Below are 20268 nucleotides of genomic sequence, written 5' to 3'. Positions count from 1 at the left end.
ATGAAGAAAATGTTGCGCTTTATTCTCCTCGTTGTTGTCGTGCTGGGCATTGCCGCTGGCGTGGGGATGTGGAAGGTTCGCCAGCTGGCGGACAGCAAAATCCTGATCGCCGACGAGACGGTATTTACGCTGAAGCCCGGCACCGGGCGACTGGCGTTGGGCGAGCAGTTGTATGGAGAGAAGATCATTAACCGTCCGCGGGTGTTCCAGTGGTTATTACGCGTTCAGCCAGAGCTCTCCCACTTTAAAGCGGGTACTTACCGCTTTACGCCGGGGATGACCGTGAAGGAGATGCTGGAGCTGCTGGAAAGCGGTAAAGAGGCACAGTTTCCGCTGCGTTTTGTTGAGGGGATGCGCCTGAGCGATTACCTGAAGCAGCTACGCGATGCGCCATACATCAAGCACACGCTGCCGGACGACAGTTATGCTGGCGTCGCCCGGGCCCTGAATTTTGAACATCCTGAATGGGTAGAGGGCTGGTTCTGGCCAGATACCTGGATGTACACCGCAGGCACTACTGATGTGGCAATATTGCAACGTGCGCACAAAAAGATGGTTGAAGCGGTGGATAAAGCCTGGGAAGGGCGGATAGAAAACCTGCCTTATAAAGATCAAAACCAGTTCGTTACCATGGCTTCTATCGTTGAGAAAGAGACAGCGGTGGCCAGTGAGCGCGAGCAGGTAGCCTCAGTATTTATTAATCGCCTGCGTATCGGTATGCGTCTGCAGACCGACCCAACGGTGATCTACGGGATGGGGGAAAACTACAAGGGCAAGATTTCGCGAAAGGACCTTGAAACCCCAACCGATTATAATACTTATGTTATTAGCGGGTTACCCCCGGGGCCGATTGCCACACCGGGTCAGGCATCGCTGAGTGCCGCCGCGCATCCGGCCAAAACGCCGTATCTCTATTTCGTCGCTGATGGAAAGGGTGGACATACTTTCAACACCAATCTTGCCAGTCATAATCGTTCGGTCCAGGACTATCTGAAGGCACTTAAGGAAAAAAATGCGCAGTAATTACATCGTGATTGAAGGGCTGGAAGGCGCCGGTAAAACCACCGCCCGCGACACCGTAGTCGAGACGCTGAAAGAGTGTGGCATCGAAGAGATGATCTTCACCCGCGAGCCGGGCGGTACACAGCTGGCGGAAAAGCTGCGCAGTCTCGTACTGGACATCAAGTCGGTCGGCGACGAAGTGATTACGGACAAAGCCGAAGTCATGATGTTCTACGCTGCGCGTGTCCAGCTGGTCGAAACCGTTATCAAACCTGCGCTGGCGCGCGGATGCTGGGTCATCGGCGACCGCCACGACCTCTCCACACAGGCTTACCAGGGTGGGGGGCGCGGTATTGACCAGAACATGCTTGCTACGCTGCGTGATGCAGTGCTCGGTGACTTCCGCCCGAACCTGACGCTCTACCTCGACGTGACGCCGGAAGTGGGGCTGAAGCGCGCCCGTGCCCGTGGCGAACTGGATCGTATTGAGCAGGAGTCCCTGGACTTCTTCAACCGTACCCGCGCCCGTTACCTTGAATTAGCCGCCCAGGACAGCTCGATTCGCACCATTGACGCGACACAACCGCTGGAAACGGTGATGGACGCCATTCGTGAAACGGTCACTGGCTGGCTGAAGGAACAACAGGCATGAAATGGTACCCATGGTTGCGCCCGCACTTTGAACAGCTTGTGAACAGCTATCAGTCCGGTCGGGGGCATCATGCGTTACTTATCCAGTCGCTCCCGGGGATGGGCGATGAAGCGCTGATTTACGCTATCAGCCGTTTTCTTATGTGCCAGCAACCACAGGGGCATAAGAGCTGCGGCCAGTGTCGCAGCTGTCAGCTGATGCAGGCGCAAACGCATCCGGATTATTACACGCTGGAGCCAGAAAAGGGCAAAACGACGCTAGGCATTGATGCGGTGCGCACGGTCAGCGAAAAGCTGTACGAGCGCGCGCGGCTTGGCGGGGCAAAAGTCGTCTGGCTGAAGGATGCCGCCCAGCTGACCGAAGCGGCGGCAAACGCGCTGTTAAAAACCCTGGAAGAACCGCCGGAAAATACCTGGTTCCTGATGGCCTGCCGCGAACCCGGACGGCTGCTGGCGACCTTGCGTAGCCGCTGCCGTTTGCATCATCTTAGTGCACCGCAGGAAGCATGGGCTATCAGCTGGCTTGCGCGAGAAGTGACAACGTCACAAGAGGCGGCGCTGAGTGCGTTGCGTCTGTGCGGCGGCGCCCCCGCGGCCGCGCTGGCCTTACTGCAGCCCAATGTCTGGGGGCAACGTGAAAAGCTTTGCCAGACGCTCGGGACAGTGCCAGACAGCGGCGACTGGATGAGCCTCCTGCCGGTACTGAATCATGAACAGGCGACAGAGCGTCTGCACTGGCTGGCGACGCTGTTGCTTGATGCCCTTAAAATTCAGCAGGGGGCGAACCAGCTCAGCAACGCCGATGCCTGGCAACTGGCTCATAACCTCGCCCGGTGCCTGCCAGGTATGGCATTGCGGGCTATGCTTCATGACGTATGCCAGTGTCGCGAACAACTCCTTAGCGTAACGGGGCTGAATCGGGAGCTTGTGCTGACCGACCTGTTACTCACTATTGAGCATTACCTGCAACCGGGCACGACGCTGCCTGTATCCCATCTCTGAGAGAGACATTATGTTTTTAGTCGACTCACACTGCCATCTCGATGGCCTGGATTATCAATCCCTGCATAAAAACGTTGATGACGTGCTGGAAAAAGCCGCCGCCCGCGATGTGAAATTTTGTCTGGCGGTCGCCACAACGTTACCCGGCTACCGCACCATGCGCGAGCTGGTGGGCGCGCGCGATAACGTGGTTTTCTCCTGCGGCGTGCATCCGTTGAACCAGGATGAAGCATACGACGTTGAAGATTTACGCCGTCTGGCGGCAGAAGAGGGCGTGGTGGCGATGGGCGAAACCGGGCTGGATTATTTTTACACTCCGGAAACGAAAGCCCGCCAGCAAGAATCCTTCCGTGACCATATCCGCATCGGTCGGGAGCTGAACAAGCCGGTGATCGTCCACACCCGCGATGCCCGTGCCGATACGCTGGCGATCCTCACGGAAGAAAAGGTGACGGATTGTGGTGGCGTACTACACTGTTTCACAGAAGACAGAGAAACAGCGGGCAAGCTGCTGGATTTGGGTTTTTATATCTCGTTTTCCGGGATCGTGACGTTCCGTAATGCAGAGCAGCTTCGTGATGCCGCGCGTTATGTCCCGCTCGATCGTCTGCTGGTGGAAACAGATTCCCCTTATCTGGCACCGGTACCGCATCGTGGTAAAGAAAACCAACCCGCGATGGTACGGGATGTGGCCGAATATATGGCTGTTTTGAAAGGCGTCGAGGTTGAAGAACTGGCACGCATCACCACCCACAATTTTGCCAGTCTGTTTCACATCGATCCCGCCCGCCTGCAATCTGCATGACGAGTCAGTTTTTTTTAGGCTCGTAATTAATACCTAAAGCGAGTAAAGTTCACCGCCAAAATGAGGGCGGTGAACACGTTTCTGGAAACATTTAGTCATCTTTTTTGTAAAATACTGAAAGTTTTTCAGGTAATGAACGCTGAAACGTGATAGCCGTCAAACAAAGATACACAGATTTATTTTACTCTGTGTAATAAATAAAGGGCGCTTAGATGTCCTGTCCACGGCGCGGTTCTCCCCCCGTGCCAATGCGTGAAAACGTAAAAAAAGCACAAATACTCAGGAGCACTCTCAATTATGTTTAAGAATGCATTTGCTAACCTGCAGAAGGTCGGTAAATCGCTGATGCTGCCAGTATCCGTACTGCCTATCGCAGGTATTCTGCTGGGCGTCGGTTCTGCTAACTTCAGCTGGCTGCCAGCCGTTGTCTCTCATGTTATGGCAGAAGCGGGCGGATCTGTTTTTGCAAACATGCCGCTGATCTTCGCCATCGGTGTGGCGCTTGGCTTCACCAATAACGACGGCGTATCTGCTCTGGCTGCGGTTGTTGCCTACGGCATTATGGTGAAAACCATGGCCGTGGTCGCGCCTCTGGTGCTGCATTTACCTGCTGAAGAAATCGCGGCAAAACACCTGGCGGATACCGGTGTTCTGGGCGGTATCATCTCGGGTGCGATTGCGGCCTATATGTTCAACCGCTTCTATCGCATCAAGCTGCCTGAGTATCTGGGCTTCTTTGCCGGTAAGCGTTTTGTGCCGATCATCTCTGGTCTGGCAGCGATCTTCACTGGTGTGATCCTCTCCTTCATCTGGCCACCGATTGGTTCCGCTATTCAGACCTTCTCTCAGTGGGCTGCATACCAGAACCCGGTTGTGGCGTTCGGTATCTATGGCTTCATCGAGCGTTGCCTGGTGCCGTTCGGTCTGCACCACATCTGGAACGTTCCTTTCCAGATGCAGATCGGCGAATACACCAACGCAGCAGGTCAGGTGTTCCACGGCGATATCCCACGCTACATGGCGGGTGACCCGACCGCAGGTAAACTGTCTGGCGGCTTCCTGTTCAAAATGTACGGCCTGCCGGCTGCTGCGATTGCAATCTGGCACTCTGCTAAACCAGAGAACCGTGCAAAAGTGGGCGGTATCATGATCTCCGCAGCGCTGACCTCGTTCCTGACCGGTATCACCGAGCCGATCGAGTTCTCCTTCATGTTCGTTGCGCCGATCCTGTACATCATCCACGCGGTTCTGGCAGGTCTGGCCTTCCCAATCTGTATCCTGCTGGGTATGCGTGACGGGACTTCCTTCTCGCACGGTCTGATCGACTTTATCGTTCTGTCCGGTAACAGCAGCAAGCTGTGGCTGTTCCCGATTGTCGGTGCTTGCTACGCGGTGGTGTACTACACCGTCTTCCGCGTGCTGATTAAAGCGCTGGATCTGAAGACCCCGGGTCGTGAAGATGCAACAGAAGACAGCAAAGCAGGTGCGACCAGCGAAATGGCTCCAGCACTGGTTGCAGCCTTCGGTGGTAAAGAGAACATCACTAACCTCGACGCGTGCATCACTCGTCTGCGCGTGAGCGTTGCTGATGTTGCAAAAGTAGACCAGCCGGGTCTGAAAAAACTGGGCGCAGCTGGCGTAGTTGTTGCCGGTTCCGGTGTACAGGCTATCTTCGGTACGAAATCCGATAACCTGAAAACCGAAATGGATGAGTACATCCGCAGCAACTAAGTTGTGACCTGGGGAGACTAAGGCAGCCAAATGGCTGCCTTTTTTATTTCTGTAGTTTGTGACATGCCGTGCAAGCGCAGCGCCACCCGGCAAGCAGAGCGCACAAAAAAGGGAGCCATAAGGCTCCCTGGAACCCGGATTGTCTGTCAGAACTGATAGCTTGCGGTCAGGCTCACGTTACGCGGTTCGCCATAGACAATTTCGCCCTCAACGTTCGTGTCGTAAGTCTTATCGAAGAGGTTATTCACGTTACCCTGCAGGGAGAAGTTCTTCGTCACCTGGTAACGCGTGAAGAGGTCTACCAGCGCGTAGCTGCCCTGCGATGCACGCCAGGTGCCGTAAGGGGTATCCTGGTAAGTGTAGACGCTGTTTTGCCACTGAACGCCGCCGCCTACGGTCAGCTCAGGCATGGCCGGGAGACGATAGCGGGTAAACAGTTTCACCGAGGTACGCGGCAGGTTCGGGTTAACCGCTTTGCCCTCGTTATCTTCCGCAACGTAGCGCGTTGCGCCAAAGGTCATCTGCCAGTTGTCCGTCAGCGCGCCGTTGATTTCAAACTCCACGCCCTTGCTCACGGTACCGTCCACGCTCTCATAAGCGGTATCCGTGGAGCCCTGAATCGTTCGGCCGGTGCTTTGGCCCAGATTATCCTGCTCGATGCGGAACACGGAAAGGGTGGTGGTCAGGCGGCTGTTCATCCAGTCGGATTTCAGACCTGCCTCATAGTTATTACCGGTGATGGGGTCAAGGTATTTGCCCGAGCTGTCACGGTAGTTCTGCGGCTGAAAGATAGAGGTATAGCTGGCGTAGGCAGACCAGTTGTCATTGATGTCGTAAACCAGACCCGCGTAAGGCGTAGTGTGGTTTTTCTCCATGCCGTAGGTCAGGGTCTCAATACTCCAGTTGGTGTAACGCGCGCCGAGGATCAGGTGCAGCGGATCGGCCAGCGAGATACGGGTTGCCGCATACAGCGACTTCATGTTGGTGGTGTCGTCCTGGGCCAGCGACTGCGATCCCCAGTTGGTTTCCGGGAAGTTACCGTTATAGTCGTAGAAGTTGCCGAACTCTTCCGGATAGACGTTCGCCCACGAGTTGGTATAACGATTAGTCTGACGACTGAAGCTGCCGCCAATCATCATGGTGTGCTGGCGGCCCAACAGCTCATAGCCCCCATCGGCAAACAGATCCACTGCATCTACTTTACGCTTGCCGCTGTTCCAGCCGGTACCGCCAATGTAATCATAACCCGCACCATAGTTCGCATAGGGGCCTTCCAGCATGCCGGTGCTCTTATTCACAAAGGCATCGATGTACATCGCTTTGCTGTCGAATTTGGCTTCGGTATGGGTCGCATTCAGCGTCGCCTGCCAGTCGTCGGCAAAGCGCTGCTTCAGGGTGAAGAAGACCTTATTGAACTCTTTGTCGTTGTACGCCCAGTCTGGTGACGTGCTGTGAGCGCGGTCGTAATGTCTGGTGCTGCCGTCGGTGTTCCAGCGCGGTAAGCCTCCCCACGTCTGGTTATTGATGTCGTTACGCTGGTACTCGTAACCGGCGGACAGCGATGTGCTGGTGCCCAGGTCAGCGTCCAGGATACCGGAGAAGAAGGTTCGCTTTTGATTGTAGTTGTCGAGCCAGGAGTCACTGTCCTGATAACCCGCCACAATACGGCCGCGCAGGTTACCGTCTTCCGTTAATGGACTTTGCATGTCCATAACGTAACGTTGTTTGTTCCAGCTTCCGTATTCTGCGGACAGATTGCCTTTAAATTCACGGCTGGTGGCATGCTTACGCACCATGTTGATTGCCGCCGACGGGTTACCTGTCCCGGTCATCAGGCCGGTGGCGCCGCGCACGACTTCGACGCGTTCAAACAGCGCCATATCAGACTGGGAATCGCCCAGATTCCAGCGTGACTCGAAATAGGTCGGGATGCCATCGACCATGTAGTTGTCGATTTCGAAACCACGGGAGTAATAGTTGCTGCGATCGGAATCAGTCGTACTTTTGCTGATCCCCATTGTGCTGTCCATCACGTCACCCAGGGTCTGCAGCTGCTGGTCTTCCATGCGCTGTTCGCTGACGATCGTCACCGACTGCGGAATATCACGCTGGACCATTTGCATTTTGGTGCCCACGGCGGTGGTTTTAACGCTGTAGTCCTGGCCGTCATCAGCGGAGTCACCCGGTTGAGACGATCCCTCAACAATAACAGTATCTTCAGCCGGAGCAGCGAAAGTGGTGGCTGGCATCAATGCCATAGCAATGCAGGCCGCCAGCAACGAAGGTGTTGCGACAGACCGGGATTGCCCTTCCCTGGATTGAATGGTGAAAGACATCATCAAACCCTTATGAACGGTGAATGGTGTGCATCAGTCCCGTCTGGACGAGCTGAAGTGGTTTTTTTAGGTATTAGTTGTGCATGAAAATGCAAATGCGAAATATACGCATTCGAGTTATCACTGTAAACAGATGTTGCGGCGGTAAGTGAAATAATGTTTCACAGCCAGCGGGGAGGAGGTGGTCACGGAGCAAGCAGATCGGGGCGTACATGCAAAGAAATCGGGGGATAAGGTTGAAAGGACAGGAGAAAGTCGCTCATACTCTTGAGTTGTGTCACAACATAATGCGCCTGCACCGGGCGGGTTGTCTCCGGTCACGTCGCCAGATTAAATGAATAAGGAAAACCTCATGGCTGAAGAAACCATTTTCAGTAAAATTATCCGCCGCGAGATCCCGGCAGATATCATCTATCAGGATGAACTGGTTACCGCTTTTCGCGACATCTCTCCACAGGCGCCCACCCACATACTCATTGTTCCTAATATTCTGATTCCGACGGTTAATGATGTGAAAACTGAGCATGAACTGGCATTAGGCCGTATGCTGACACTAGCGGCGAAAATCGCTGAGCAGGAAGGCATTGCCGAAGACGGTTACCGTCTAATCATGAACTGCAACCGCCACGGTGGTCAGGAAGTTTATCACATTCATATGCATCTGCTGGGCGGTCGACCGCTGGGGCCGATGCTGGCGCATAAAGGTCTTTGAGATGCAAAGAGGATGGATGGCGGCGCTGGTAATAGCATTGGCGGGATGCAGTTCGCAACCGTCGATACCCGTTAATAACGATCAAACGCTGGTAATGGAGTCATCGGTGCTGGCGGCTGGTATCACCGCCGACCAGCCTTCGCTTACGATCAGCGAAATTCAACCGTCCGCCTCCTCTGTGCTGTTCAATGAAAGAGATGAGCCGGTTACCGTGCATTACCGTTTTTTCTGGTATGACGCCCGCGGCCTGGAAATGCATCCACTTGAAGCACCACGCAGTGTAACCATTCCGGCAAAATCGTCGGTTAAGCTGTACGGCAGCGCAAACTACCTGGGTGCGCATAAGGTCAGACTTTATTTATATCTCTGAGGGGTGAATTTTGATTAATAACATCAGTCGTTACGCGCTTGTCACGGCTTTTGCACTATTTCTGTCGGGCTGTATTAGCCGCACTGAGCAACCACCAGCACCGGTGGAAGAGGTCAAACCGGGCACCGAACAGCCGGTTCAGCCAACGCAGCCAGTTCCCACCGTTCCTACCGTGCCAAGCGTTCCCGCACAGCCTGGCCCGATAGAGCATCAGGATGAAACCGCCCAGCCTGCACCGCGTGAACGTCACTATGACTGGAACGGTGCGATGCAGCCGATGGTGGGCAAAATGTTGCAGGCGCAGGGCGTTACCGCAGGCAGCGTGCTGCTGGTGGACAGCGTCAACAACCGCACTAACGGCAGTCTTAATGCCGCTGAAGCAACCGAAACGCTGCGCAACGCGCTGGCGAATAACGGTAAATTTACGCTGGTATCCGCGCAGCAGCTCGCAGTGGCCAAGCAGCAGTTAGGCCTCTCCCCACAGGACAGCCTGGGGTCACGCAGTAAAGCCATTGGCATTGCCCGTAATGTGGGCGCGCAGTATGTGCTTTACTCCAGCGCCACCGGCAACGTGAATTCCCCGGCGTTGCAGATGCAGCTGATGCTGGTTCAAACAGGTGAGATTATCTGGTCGGGTAAAGGTGCAGTTCAGCAACAGTAACCTGACGCGCGACGCGCTGCTGTCGCGCTTTTTTCCGCAGTTTCGCATCGTCGCGCCGCCGACCCACGCCGGGTTGAGCGGCGCGAGCTGCATTATTGAGGATGCAGCACGTCGTCTGGTGCTGCGCCAGTCTCATGCCGCCCTGGCCACGCCCGCTCATTTTCGCCGTCAGTACCATGCCCTGCGCCATCTTCCCGCCGACATTGCCCCCCAGCCGCACTTTTACAGTCCCGGCTGGATAGCGGTGGATTATCTGCCGGGTATTATCAAAACCACGTTGCCCGCCGCACCTGTGCTGGCCGCGATGCTGTATCATCTTCATCAACAGCCTCTGTTTGGCTGGCGTATCACCCTGATGCCGCTGCTGGAACAGTACTGGCTACAGTCCTCACCTTCCCGACGCACGCCGTTATGGCTGAGATGGTACAAACGTCTGCTGAAACGGGGAGAGCCGCGCCCGCTGCGACTGGCGCCGCTGCATATGGACGTTCATGCGGGTAACATCGTACATACGGAAGTCGGCAGCCGGTTGCTGGACTGGGAGTATGCGGGTGACGGGGATGTGGCGCTGGAGCTGGCGAGCGTCTGGACAGAAGGTGACGCTGAGCGTCAGGCGCTGCTCATCGCATATGCTCAGGCCGCGCAGATCGATCTGACGCTGTTGCAGCGTCAGGTGACGCGCTGGCGACCCTGGGTGCTGATGCTGATGGCCGGTTGGTTTGAGCTGCGCTGGCAGCAATCACAAGACAAACAATTTATGACGCTGGCCGATGAGATCTGGCGCCAGTTAGAAACAACAGAATAAGAGAGGTTTGTGTGGGTCCGGTCATGTTGGATGTGGAAGGTTATGAGCTGGATGCGGAGGAGCGCGAAATTCTGGCGCACCCGCTGGTGGGTGGCCTGATCCTGTTTACGCGTAATTATCACGATCCGGCGCAGTTGCGTGAGCTGGTACGCCAGATCCGTGCCGCCTCACATCACCGGCTGGTGGTGGCGGTGGATCAGGAGGGGGGCCGCGTGCAGCGATTCCGCAACGGTTTTACCCGTCTGCCTGCTGCCCAGTCGTTTGCGGCACTGCTCGGACTGGAAGAGGGCGGTAAACTGGCGCAGGAGGCCGGCTGGCTGATGGCCAGTGAAATGATTGCCATGGATATTGATATCAGCTTCGCCCCGGTGCTGGATGTCGGCCATATCAGCGCCGCCATCGGCGAGCGGGCGTACCACGACGAACCGCAGAAGGCGCTGCAGATGGCAACCCGCTTTATCGACGGGATGCATGACGCCGGGATGAAAGCCACCGGTAAACATTTCCCGGGTCATGGGGCCGTCACGGCGGATTCCCACAAAGAGACCCCGCGCGACCCACGGCCACAGGCTGAGATCCGCGCCAGGGACATGTCGATTTTCAAATCGCTTATCAGCGACAACAAGCTCGACGCCATCATGCCTGCGCATGTCATTTATACCGACGTCGATCCGCGTCCGGCCAGCGGCTCACCGCACTGGTTGAAAACCGTTTTGCGTCAGGAGATGGGATTCAACGGCGTGATTTTTTCTGACGATCTGTCGATGGAAGGGGCGGCGATCATGGGCAGCTATGCGGAGCGCGGTCAGGCATCGCTGGATGCGGGTTGCGATATGATCCTGGTCTGCAATAATCGTAAAGGCGCGGTGAGCGTGTTAGATAACCTGTCGCCGATCAAGGCTGAACGTGTTACGCAATTGTATCATAAAGGTTCTTTTAGCCGTCAGGAGCTGCGGGATTCAGCACGCTGGAAAACCGTTACAGCGCAACTTGAGGCACTTCATGAACGCTGGGAAGCGCATAAAGCGGGGCAGTAATCCCTCCTGACAAGCGTAGTGTGGCGAGGATACGATGATCATCTATTTGCACGGTTTTGATTCGAACAGTCCCGGCAATCACGAGAAAGTACTGCAGCTGCAGTTTATCGATCCGGATGTGCGGCTGATTAGTTACAGCACGCGCCATCCGAAACATGATATGCAGCATCTGCTGAAAGAAGTGGACAAAATGCTGCAACTGAACGTTGATGACCGCCCGTTGATTTGTGGCGTCGGTCTGGGGGGGTACTGGGCTGAGCGTATTGGCTTCCTGTGTGATATTCGCCAGGTAATGTTCAATCCGAACCTGTTTCCGAATGAGAACATGGAAGGCAAAATCGACAGGCCGGAAGAGTATATTGATATTGCAACCAAGTGCGTGAGCAATTTCCGTGAGAAAAACCGCGATCGTTGCCTGGTGATCCTCTCCCGCAACGATGAGGCGCTCAACAGCCCGCGCGCAGCGGAGCTGCTGCATCATTACTACGAAATCGTCTGGGATGAAGAACAGACGCATAAGTTCAAGAATATTGCTCCCCATCTGCAGCGCATCAAAGCGTTCAAGACCTTAGGATAAGGCTCATTTTTCAACCAGGCCCGGCCACGCTAAGTGAGCCGGGCTTTCTTTTTGCTAAGCTTGGGTAAATTTTAAGCGGCAAAACTTGATGCACATCAATTTTGGTATGACCAATGCACCGAACATGTTATTCTCAAGACGGTTGAATGGTTTCAGTGCTGTAACCTGTTGTTAATTAAAGGTTATTTTAATAACTTTTAGTTAACAATTGGTTAATAATTTAGGGGGTCATGTTGACTACGCCATTGAAAAAGATAGTGATTGTGGGCGGCGGCGCCGGCGGGCTGGAGCTGGCTACGCAGCTGGGTAAAAAGCTCGGACGCGGTAAAAAAGCCAAAGTTACCCTCGTCGACCGCAACCACAGCCACCTGTGGAAACCGCTACTGCACGAAGTTGCCACCGGTTCTCTGGATGAGGGCGTAGACGCGCTGAGCTATCTGGCGCATGCGCGCAACCACGGTTTTCAGTTCCAGCTGGGATCGGTGGTAGATATCAACCGTGAAAGCAAAACCATCACCCTGGCAGAGCTGCGAGACGAGAAGGGCGAGCTGCTGGTGCCGGAGCGCAAGCTGGCGTATGACACGCTGGTAATGGCGCTGGGCAGCACTTCCAATGACTTCAACACACCAGGCGTAAAAGAGCACTGTATCTTCCTCGACAACCCGCACCAGGCACGACGTTTCCATCAGGAAATGCTGAACCTGTTCCTGAAATACTCCAATAACCTCGGCGCAAGCGGCAAGGTCAATATCGCTATCGTTGGTGGCGGTGCGACGGGCGTTGAGCTCTCGGCGGAGCTGCACAACGCGGTAAAACAGCTGCACAGTTACGGCTATAAAGGTTTAACCAACGACGCGCTCAACGTGACGCTGGTGGAAGCGGGCGAGCGTATTCTGCCTGCGTTACCGCCGCGTATTTCCAGTGCCGCACACAGCGAACTGACCAAGCTGGGCGTGCGTGTCCTGACCCAGACGATGGTGACCAGCGCCGATGAGCATGGCCTGAACACCAAAGATGGCGAACACATCAAAGCCGATCTGATGGTCTGGGCGGCGGGGATCAAAGCGCCTGATTTCATGAAAGAGATCGGTGGGCTGGAAACCAACCGTATTAATCAGCTGGTGGTTGAGCCGACACTGCAAACCACCCGTGACCCGGACATCTATGCTATCGGCGACTGTGCCTCCTGCGCACGCCCGGAAGGTGGATTCGTGCCACCGCGCGCCCAGGCCGCACACCAGATGGCCAGCCTGGCGCTGCATAACATTCTGGCGCAGGCGAAAGGCAAAACGCTGAAGAACTATGTCTATAAAGATCATGGTTCACTGGTTTCGCTCTCGAATTTCTCCACCGTCGGCAGCCTGATGGGGAACCTGATGCGCGGTTCGATGATGGTAGAAGGGCGCATTGCCCGCTTCGTCTATATCTCCCTGTACCGTATGCACCAGGTTGCGCTGCACGGTTACTTTAAAACCGGCCTGATGATGGTAGTGGGCAGTATCAACCGTGTGATCAGACCGCGACTGAAACTGCATTAAGACCTACGCCCCTCCGCATCCAGTGGAGGGGCTTATTCAGCATATCATCCTGCCAATTGCGCTCTGGCGGCCTAAGAGTCCTCCTAAACCGGCCCGTTTTGCGCTTGTTCCCACATTTTTAGTCCTTTCTCTGATTTGCTTGCGCACATCATTGGTTGCAGAATTGTTACTAATAGCAACAAAAAGGAGTCGTCACATGAATAAATCCATGGTGGCAGGTATAGGGATTGGCGTGGTCGCCGCATTAGGTGTGGCGGCAGTAGCCAGTCTTAATGTTTTTGAACGTGGCCCACAATATGCGCAGGTGGTTTCGGCTACACCTATTAAAGAGACGGTAAAAACCCCGCGTCAGGAGTGCCGGAATGTAACCGTAACGCATCGCCGCCCTGTACAGGATGAAAACCGCATCGCCGGTTCGGTGCTGGGTGCGGTAGCCGGCGGGGTGATTGGTCACCAGTTTGGCGGTGGCCGCGGGAAAGATGTCGCAACGGTTGTAGGGGCCCTGGGTGGCGGATACGCAGGCAATCAGGCTCAGGGGGCGTTGCAGGAGCGGGATACTTACACCACCACCCAACAGCGCTGTAAGACAGTATATGACAAGTCAGAAAAAATGCTGGGCTACGATGTGACCTACAAAATTGGCGACCAGCAGGGCAAGATCCGCATGGATAAAGATCCCGGCAGCCAGATCCCGCTTAATAGCGACGGTCAGCTGGTACTGAATAACAAAGTATAAAAAAATCTGTTCTCTGCATTTAGCTCCCCATTCGCTCAGGCTGGGGAGCTTTTTTTGTCCATAAAAAAAGACCTTAACACCTGCGCTGGTTGCGCCAGAACTAAGGTCTTTCATGGGGCTTCAGGGTGAACGTGGTTACAGGTCAAATTCGTTATACTGGCGCAGTAACATAAATCCCGTTATCAGTACGGAAAGAAAGGCAAATAGAACTGATCCACCACATAAGACCCAGAGACCGAATAACAATGTAATCACTATTAATACCTTGAATAAAGGTAATAGCAAAATCATGTTTATTCTCCTTCTGAATGTGAATAGCCAGAGCGTCTCCGTCATAACTAATGCGCCTAATCATTAGCACATCAATAATCACACATTTAAGGATAGCAACCGGCAGAACCGGTGCGATAATTTTTTTACCTGGCTTTAGATGAAGTATAGCGGAAGCTGCAGTGACAAGAGGCGGGATAAGGGCGGCGGACCGCCCTGATAATCAGACTTTCAGTAGTTCAGGCCACAGACGCAGGGTAATGTGCGTAATGGTCTGCAGTTTTTCCAGGCTGGCGCCTTCGCGGGCACTGATCGACATGCCCTGCAAAACGCAGCTCAGATACTGGGCAAGTTTCTGCGGGTCGCACTGCTCCGGGATCTCACCGCGCTGCTTACGCTGCTGTAAAAATCGGCACAGCGTCTCCTCCTGCATAGCATGGCGAGACTTCACCGTATGGGCAATCTCTTCTGAAGAGGCCGCAAGGGTAGCCGAGGTGTTAATCATAAAACAGCCCGCAGGCGTATCTTTGCTGGTAAAGCAGGTCGCCACCGTGGTGAAGTAGTCTTCCAGCGCACGTTCGACGGGCTTCTCTTCGCAAAACAGCTGCGCTTCGTGGCGGGCGGCGAAACGGCTGATATAGCGATCCAGTACCGCCCGGAATAGCCCCTCTTTATTGGTAAATTCTGCATACAGCGTGGGCGCTTTCGCCCCCGTCGCGGCAACCAGGTCTGCCAGCGATGTAGCTTCATACCCATGCTGCCAGAACAGCGTCATGGCCTTATCCAGCGCCGCTTCCCTGTCGAACACTTTTGGTCGGCCACGGCTTTTCTTTTCGCAACGCGTGTCGTCGGTTGTCATGAGCCGTTGTACCTCAGTTGGTTTGTTGAACGACCATTATAAAAATAATCCCTTTCCACAGCCAGCGCTGCATCGATAAAAATTGATGCATCATATCAATATGAATTTAAACGTTTTTAAAATTATTTTAATGATCGTTATAAAAATAAATTGACGTGTGATGCAGATCACATCTATCATTTTGTTATCGATCGTTAAGTTAATTACGACATCCCGTTCACTTGCAAAAGGTCCTTATTATGAAAAACGTAAAAACACTGATTGCCGCCGCTGTACTGAGCTCTCTCTCCTTTGCCAGCTTCGCTGCGGTTGAGGTTCAGTCTACCCCTGCCGATCAACAAAAAATGGGCACTATCGCCGCCAATGGTGGGACTAACCTGGGCTCTCTGGAAAGCCAGTTAGCGCAAAAAGCGGATGAAATGGGGGCGAAATCTTTCCGTATTACCTCCGTGACTGGCCCGAACAACCTGCACGGTACTGCGGTGATCTACAAATAAGCATGGCTTAACCCTCATTTATGCCACTGCGAAAAAAAACGCTCTGCCTGTGCAGAGCGTTTTTTTATCGGTAAAGCCTAAATCGACCGGGCGACAGGATGGGGCGTCACATCCACCGGCATACCCGAACGCGCTTCCATAGCGCGCTCCATCACCACCTCGTCGGCGCTGGCTCTGAAGCCCTGCTGCGCGGCATTTAACACAATCGGCAGGGTCTGCGGATCGTCATTCAGCTGTTTCGACAAGGGTTGATGCACTTCCACCAGACGTACGCCGCCAGGCTCTTCTGACACCTTGATCGGCGTATTCATGATATTCACTTTGGTACCCGGCTGGATGACGCGGAACAGCGTCTCGATGTCGTTGTCCCGCAGGCGAATGCAGCCGGAGCTGACGCGCATGCCGATGCCAAAATCGGCATTGGTGCCGTGCAGCAGATAAACCCCACCGTAGGCCGCCAGACGAATAGCGTGATGACCCATCGGGTTATCCGGGCCGGCTGGCACTACCGCAGGCAGATCGATCCCCTGGGCTTTATAGCGGGCGCGGATGTTGGCGGTAGGCGTCCAGGTGGGGTTAGCCCGTTTGTCCGACACCGTGGTCACCATCGTGGGCGTCAGGGTATCGCCCCCCAGCTGGCCAATGCCGATGGGATAAACCGTGACCTCATTTTTACCCGGCGGATAATAATAGAGACGCAGCTCAGCCAGGTTAATCACAATGCCTTCCCGCGGGGCATCCGGGAGCAGGGTCTGTAACGGAATGGTCAGGACGCTGCCTGCGCGGGGAACATAGGGATCGACGCCCGGGTTAGCCTGCAGCAGCGCCAGAAAACCGACGTTATACTTTTTGGCAATCGCTTCCAGCGATCCGCCATCGTTTTCCACCACATGAAAACGATTTTCGCCCACTAATCGGCTGCCAGGCTGGGGCAGGGGCCAGGTGTTAGCCCTGACGGGCAGGGCAAGAGCCACGGCCGCGAGAAGCGCAAACAGAGATATCCAACGGGTAAAACGCGACGTTTTTATCATCACCAGAATCCATAGCAATAAAGATTATTATTATCTGAACGTTAATAGATAATTATGGCGAATGGGTGTGTCGGGAAGTCCAGGCGTATTGCAAAGAGTTGTAAATTGCGGGGAAAAGCGGGCCGGGCGACCAGGAGGTTGCCCGGCGAAGGATCAGGCTACGGCGTTCTCTTCTAGCTGGCGCATAAAGTTGCACACCCAGTCCATGCGGATTTTTCGTTCCGCCAGATCCTGGGTGAATTTCAGGCGCGTGGGCCCATCAAGTCGATAGTGCTGGGGCTGTTTCTGCAGCAGGCCAATCAGCCACATCGGATCGACATGGTTCTTCTCGGCAAACTCAATCATGCCACCTTTTTCGTTCCCTTCCAGCTTGCGGATCCCCAGTTTTTGCGCCTGCTGGCGTAAACGGGCGATTGCCAACAGGTTACGCGCCGCATCCGGCAGCAGGCCAAAGCGGTCGATCAGCTCCACCTTAATCTCCTCAAGACTGGCTTCGTCTTTGGCGCTGGCGATGCGTTTGTAGAACGACAGGCGGGTGTTGACGTCCGGGATAAAATCATCCGGGAGCAGGGACGGCATCCGCAGTTCCACTTCCGTTTGCTGGCTGGTGAGATCTTCCAGCGAGGGTTCACGCCCTGCCTTCAGGGCATCAACGGCGTTTTCCAGCAGTTCCATATAGAGAGAGAAACCGATGGTCTCCATCGAGCCGCTCTGATCTTCCCCGAGCAGTTCCCCCGCGCCGCGGATCTCCAGGTCGTGAGTCGCCAGCGCAAAACCGGCGCCCAGATCTTCCAGTGAGGCGATGGCTTCAAGACGCTTCTGCGCATCGGGGGTCATCGCTTTCGGGTGTGGGGTCATCAGCCAGGCGTAGGCCTGATGGTGCGAACGCCCGACGCGGCCGCGCAGCTGGTGGAGCTGCGCCAGGCCGAAGTGATCCGCACGCTCAATAATAATGGTGTTGGCGGTAGGGATATCGATACCTGTTTCGATGATTGTGGTACAGACCAGCACATTAAAACGCTGGTGGTGAAAATCGTTCATCACCCGTTCCAGCTCGCGCTCGCGCATCTGACCGTGACCGATAGCAATGCGCGCTTCCGGCACCAGCTCTGCCAGCCGGTCGGCTGCTTTCTGAATGTTCTCCACATCGTTGTAAAGATAGTAAACCTGACCGCCACGCAGCACCTCACGCAGGATTGCCTCGCGCACCACCAGGTTATCGTATTCCCGGACAAAGGTTTTTACCGCCAGACGACGGGCAGGTGGGGTGGCGATAATCGACAGATCGCGCATGCCGCTCATCGCCATATTCAGGGTTCGCGGGATCGGCGTGGCGGTGAGGGTAAGGATATCGACGTCAGCGCGCATCGCTTTAATGCGCTCCTTGTGACGCACGCCGAAACGGTGCTCCTCATCGACAATCAGCAGCCCCAGATCTTTCCACTTCACGTCGCTCTGCAGCAGCTTGTGGGTACCGATCAGGATATCGATCTTGCCTTCGCTTGCCTGCTCCAGAATCTGCGCCTGCTCTTTGGCGCTGCGAAAACGCGACATCATCTCGATGCGCACCGGCCAGTTGGCAAAGCGATCGCGGAAGTTATCATAATGCTGCTGCGCCAGCAGGGTGGTCGGTACCAGCACCGCCACCTGCTTGTTGTTCTCTACCGCAAGGAAGGTGGCGCGCATCGCCACTTCGGTTTTACCGAAGCCTACGTCGCCACAGACCAGGCGGTCCATCGCCAGCGGCTGGCACATGTCGCTCAGCACGGCATTGATTGCCTGAGCCTGGTCCGGCGTCGTTTCAAACGGGAAGCTGTCGCAAAAGAGCTGGTACTGCTCTTTATTATGTTTGAACGCATAGCCCGCCTTTGCCGCGCGCTGGGCGTAGATGTCCAGCAGCTCCGCCGCCACATCTCGCACTTTTTCCGCCGCTTTTTGCCGCGCCCGCGCCCAGGCGTCGCCGCCGAGTTTGTGCAGCGGGGCGTTCTCTTCTGCACCGCCCGCGTAGCGGCTGATCAGATGCAGGGACGAGACGGGCACATAGAGTTTGGCGTCGTTGGCGTACATCAGCATCAGGTATTCACCCTTGATACCGCCTGCTTCCAGCGTGGTCATCCCCGCGTAACGCCCTACGCCATGCTCCAGATGAACAATCGGCTGGCCGGGGTGCAGCTCCGCCAGGTTGCGGATCAGCGTGTCCGGGTTGATGGTGCGGCGGCTGTCCTGACGGCGGCGCGCCACGCGCTCACCCAGCAGATCGCTCTCGCAGATCAGTGCCAGATTATTCAGCGTGTCAATAAACCCATGTTCGGCGGCACCGATCATCAGATAGCGTCCGCTGCCGCTGGCCTCATCAAGACGCAGGATCCGCTTCGGCGACACCTTAATACGGCTGAGCAGCTCGCCCAGTGCCTCACGACGCCCTTCACTTTCGACGGAGAAGATCACCGGGCCGGTAAAGGATTCGAGGAATTTACGCAGGTTATCCAGCGGCGATTTATTCTGCGCCTGCACCGCGAGATCCGGCAGCGCCTGATAGGCCAGGTTGGTGTTAGCGGCCTTGTCCGCCAGGCTTTCGGTTTTAAGCTGCACGCGCGGCCAGCGTTTCAGCTCGCTGAACAGCTCGTCAGTGCGCAGCCACAGTAATTCAGGCTCCAGCAGCGGGCGCATCGGATCGACGCCGCGGTTCTCAAAGCGCGCGCGGGTTTCACTCTCAAACCGGCTGGCGCTGCTCTCCAGATCGCCGGTGTTCAGCACCAGCGTGTTAGCCGGGAAATAGCTGAACAGGGCAGGCAGCGGCTCGCTGAAGAACAGGGGCTGCCAGTACTCAATGCCCGAAGGCAGAGTGCCTTTACTCACCTGCTGGTAGATATGTTCGGCGTCACGCTTGACGTCAAACTTATCGCGCCACTGGCTGCGGAACAGTTCAATGGCGGTTTTGTCAGTCGGGAATTCATGAGCCGGTAGCAGGTTGATGGCCTCCACTTCCTCCAGCGTGCGCTGGGTATCGGCATCAAACAGGCGCAGGCTGTCAATTTCATCATCGAAGAAATCCAGACGATAAGGTTGTTCACTGCCCATCGGGTAGAGGTCGAGCAGGGCGCCGCGGGTCGCGTACTCTCCGTGCTCCATCACCTGATCGACATGGCGATAGCCCGCGCTGTCGAGCTGCACGCGCAGGCCATCCCTTGAGAGGCGCTGACCTTTTTTCATCACCAGGGCGTGACCGTGCAGATAGCTGTGCGGACAGACCCGCTGCATCAGGGTATTGACCGGCACAATCAGCACGCCGCGCTGCATGGAGGGCAGCTGATACAGCGTGGAAAGGCGAGAGGAGATGATCTCCTGGTGCGGCGAGAAGCTGTCATACGGCAGCGTCTCCCAGTCGGCAAGGCTGGTGACCAGCTGATCGGTGAACTGGCGGATCTCATCATGCAGGCGAAGGGCGTTTTGCATGTCCGGCGCGACCAGCACCACCGGGCCCTGATGACGCTCTGCAATTTCCGCAACCAGCGTGGCGCAGGCTGCCCCGGTCAGTTCACCCAACTGGCGTTGGTCGCCCGCTTTGCCGGGCAGTGAAAAACGATTTTGTTCAGGCATGGCTTTGTCAGGATCTCTTATGGGCATATCACTGATACACAATGTCTT

Annotated in this window: 18 protein-coding genes; 14 read left to right on the top strand and 4 right to left on the bottom strand. The window is 55.5% G+C overall.

Going from position 1 to position 20268, the window contains the following annotated elements; genetic code table 11:
• The 5 genes from yceG (at nt 1) to ptsG (ending at nt 5191) form a co-directional block, all read left to right on the top strand.
• Nucleotides 1–1023: a cell division protein YceG gene (gene yceG, locus MXM41_RS08135; RefSeq protein WP_325931056.1), complete on the top strand. Its 1023-nt coding sequence runs from the start codon at nt 1–3 to the stop codon at nt 1021–1023.
• A complete protein-coding gene (gene tmk / locus MXM41_RS08130) occupies nt 1013–1654 on the top strand; it encodes a dTMP kinase (RefSeq protein ID WP_325931054.1) in 642 nt (213 codons plus the stop codon). The genes yceG and tmk overlap by 11 nt, the downstream gene beginning before the upstream one ends.
• On the top strand, nt 1651–2655 hold the full coding sequence (gene holB / locus MXM41_RS08125) for a DNA polymerase III subunit delta' (protein ID WP_325931052.1): 1005 nt from the start codon (nt 1651–1653) through the stop codon (nt 2653–2655). Before tmk ends, holB begins: the two co-directional genes overlap by 4 nt.
• Before the next feature lie 10 nt (nt 2656–2665).
• On the top strand, nt 2666–3460 hold the full coding sequence (locus MXM41_RS08120; protein WP_325931050.1) for a metal-dependent hydrolase: 795 nt from the start codon (nt 2666–2668) through the stop codon (nt 3458–3460).
• 297 nt (nt 3461–3757) lie between these two features.
• The gene (ptsG, locus tag MXM41_RS08115; protein WP_325931048.1) at nt 3758–5191 is read left to right on the top strand and encodes a PTS glucose transporter subunit IIBC; all 1434 of its coding nucleotides are present in this window, start codon (nt 3758–3760) and stop codon (nt 5189–5191) included.
• Nucleotides 5192–5337: 146 nt separating this feature from the next.
• Here the strand turns inward: ptsG and fhuE are convergent, their stop codons facing one another.
• Entirely contained in the window at nt 5338–7527 is a 2190-nt protein-coding gene (fhuE, locus tag MXM41_RS08110) for a ferric-rhodotorulic acid/ferric-coprogen receptor FhuE (RefSeq protein WP_325931046.1), read from the bottom strand.
• A 352-nt stretch (nt 7528–7879) separates the two neighbouring features.
• Between fhuE and hinT the strand changes: the two genes are divergently transcribed.
• The 8 genes from hinT to MXM41_RS08070 all read left to right on the top strand — a co-directional run bounded on the left by hinT (nt 7880) and on the right by MXM41_RS08070 (nt 13963).
• Nucleotides 7880–8239: a purine nucleoside phosphoramidase gene (gene hinT / locus MXM41_RS08105; protein WP_325931044.1), complete on the top strand. Its 360-nt coding sequence runs from the start codon at nt 7880–7882 to the stop codon at nt 8237–8239.
• 1 nt (nt 8240) lies between these two features.
• A complete protein-coding gene (locus tag MXM41_RS08100) occupies nt 8241–8609 on the top strand; it encodes a YcfL family protein (protein ID WP_325931042.1) in 369 nt (122 codons plus the stop codon).
• Nucleotides 8610–8619: 10 nt separating this feature from the next.
• Nucleotides 8620–9270, top strand: a complete 651-nt coding sequence (lpoB, locus tag MXM41_RS08095; protein ID WP_325931040.1) for a penicillin-binding protein activator LpoB — start codon at nt 8620–8622, stop codon at nt 9268–9270.
• Entirely contained in the window at nt 9251–10075 is an 825-nt protein-coding gene (gene thiK, locus MXM41_RS08090; protein ID WP_325931906.1) for a thiamine kinase, read from the top strand. Before lpoB ends, thiK begins: the two co-directional genes overlap by 20 nt.
• Before the next feature lie 11 nt (nt 10076–10086).
• On the top strand, nt 10087–11112 hold the full coding sequence (gene nagZ, locus MXM41_RS08085; protein ID WP_325931038.1) for a beta-N-acetylhexosaminidase: 1026 nt from the start codon (nt 10087–10089) through the stop codon (nt 11110–11112).
• Between the two features lie 34 nt (nt 11113–11146).
• Nucleotides 11147–11689, top strand: coding sequence for an alpha/beta hydrolase YcfP (gene ycfP, locus MXM41_RS08080; RefSeq protein WP_325931036.1), 543 nt, complete (start codon nt 11147–11149; stop codon nt 11687–11689).
• 233 nt (nt 11690–11922) lie between these two features.
• Nucleotides 11923–13227 (top strand): NAD(P)/FAD-dependent oxidoreductase, encoded by a 1305-nt coding sequence (locus MXM41_RS08075; RefSeq protein WP_325931905.1) that lies wholly within the window; start codon nt 11923–11925, stop codon nt 13225–13227.
• 196 nt (nt 13228–13423) lie between these two features.
• Nucleotides 13424–13963, top strand: coding sequence for a glycine zipper 2TM domain-containing protein (locus MXM41_RS08070; RefSeq protein ID WP_325931034.1), 540 nt, complete (start codon nt 13424–13426; stop codon nt 13961–13963).
• Between the two features lie 493 nt (nt 13964–14456).
• Here MXM41_RS08070 and MXM41_RS08065 read toward each other — a convergent pair whose 3' ends face one another.
• A complete protein-coding gene (locus MXM41_RS08065; protein ID WP_325931032.1) occupies nt 14457–15092 on the bottom strand; it encodes a TetR/AcrR family transcriptional regulator in 636 nt (211 codons plus the stop codon).
• A gap of 239 nt (nt 15093–15331) precedes the next feature.
• On the opposite strand from MXM41_RS08065, the gene bhsA reads away from it, so the two are divergent.
• Nucleotides 15332–15589 carry a multiple stress resistance protein BhsA gene (gene bhsA / locus MXM41_RS08060; protein WP_325931030.1) on the top strand — a complete coding sequence of 86 codons (258 nt, stop codon included), beginning with the start codon at nt 15332–15334 and terminating at the stop codon, nt 15587–15589.
• 77 nt (nt 15590–15666) lie between these two features.
• On the opposite strand, the gene ldtC is transcribed toward bhsA, so the two are convergent.
• Nucleotides 15667–16620, bottom strand: a complete 954-nt coding sequence (gene ldtC, locus MXM41_RS08055) for a L,D-transpeptidase LdtC (RefSeq protein WP_325931028.1) — start codon at nt 16618–16620, stop codon at nt 15667–15669.
• A gap of 153 nt (nt 16621–16773) precedes the next feature.
• Entirely contained in the window at nt 16774–20220 is a 3447-nt protein-coding gene (gene mfd, locus MXM41_RS08050) for a transcription-repair coupling factor (RefSeq protein ID WP_325931025.1), read from the bottom strand.
• Between the last annotated feature and the right edge of the window lie 48 nt (nt 20221–20268).

It is taken from the genome of Leclercia adecarboxylata (assembly GCF_035787115.1).
Lineage (GTDB): Bacteria > Pseudomonadota > Gammaproteobacteria > Enterobacterales > Enterobacteriaceae > Enterobacter > Enterobacter adecarboxylatus_E.
The sequence above is the reverse complement of the archived record's forward strand: the minus strand, read 5'-3'. Positions and strand labels throughout refer to the sequence as shown.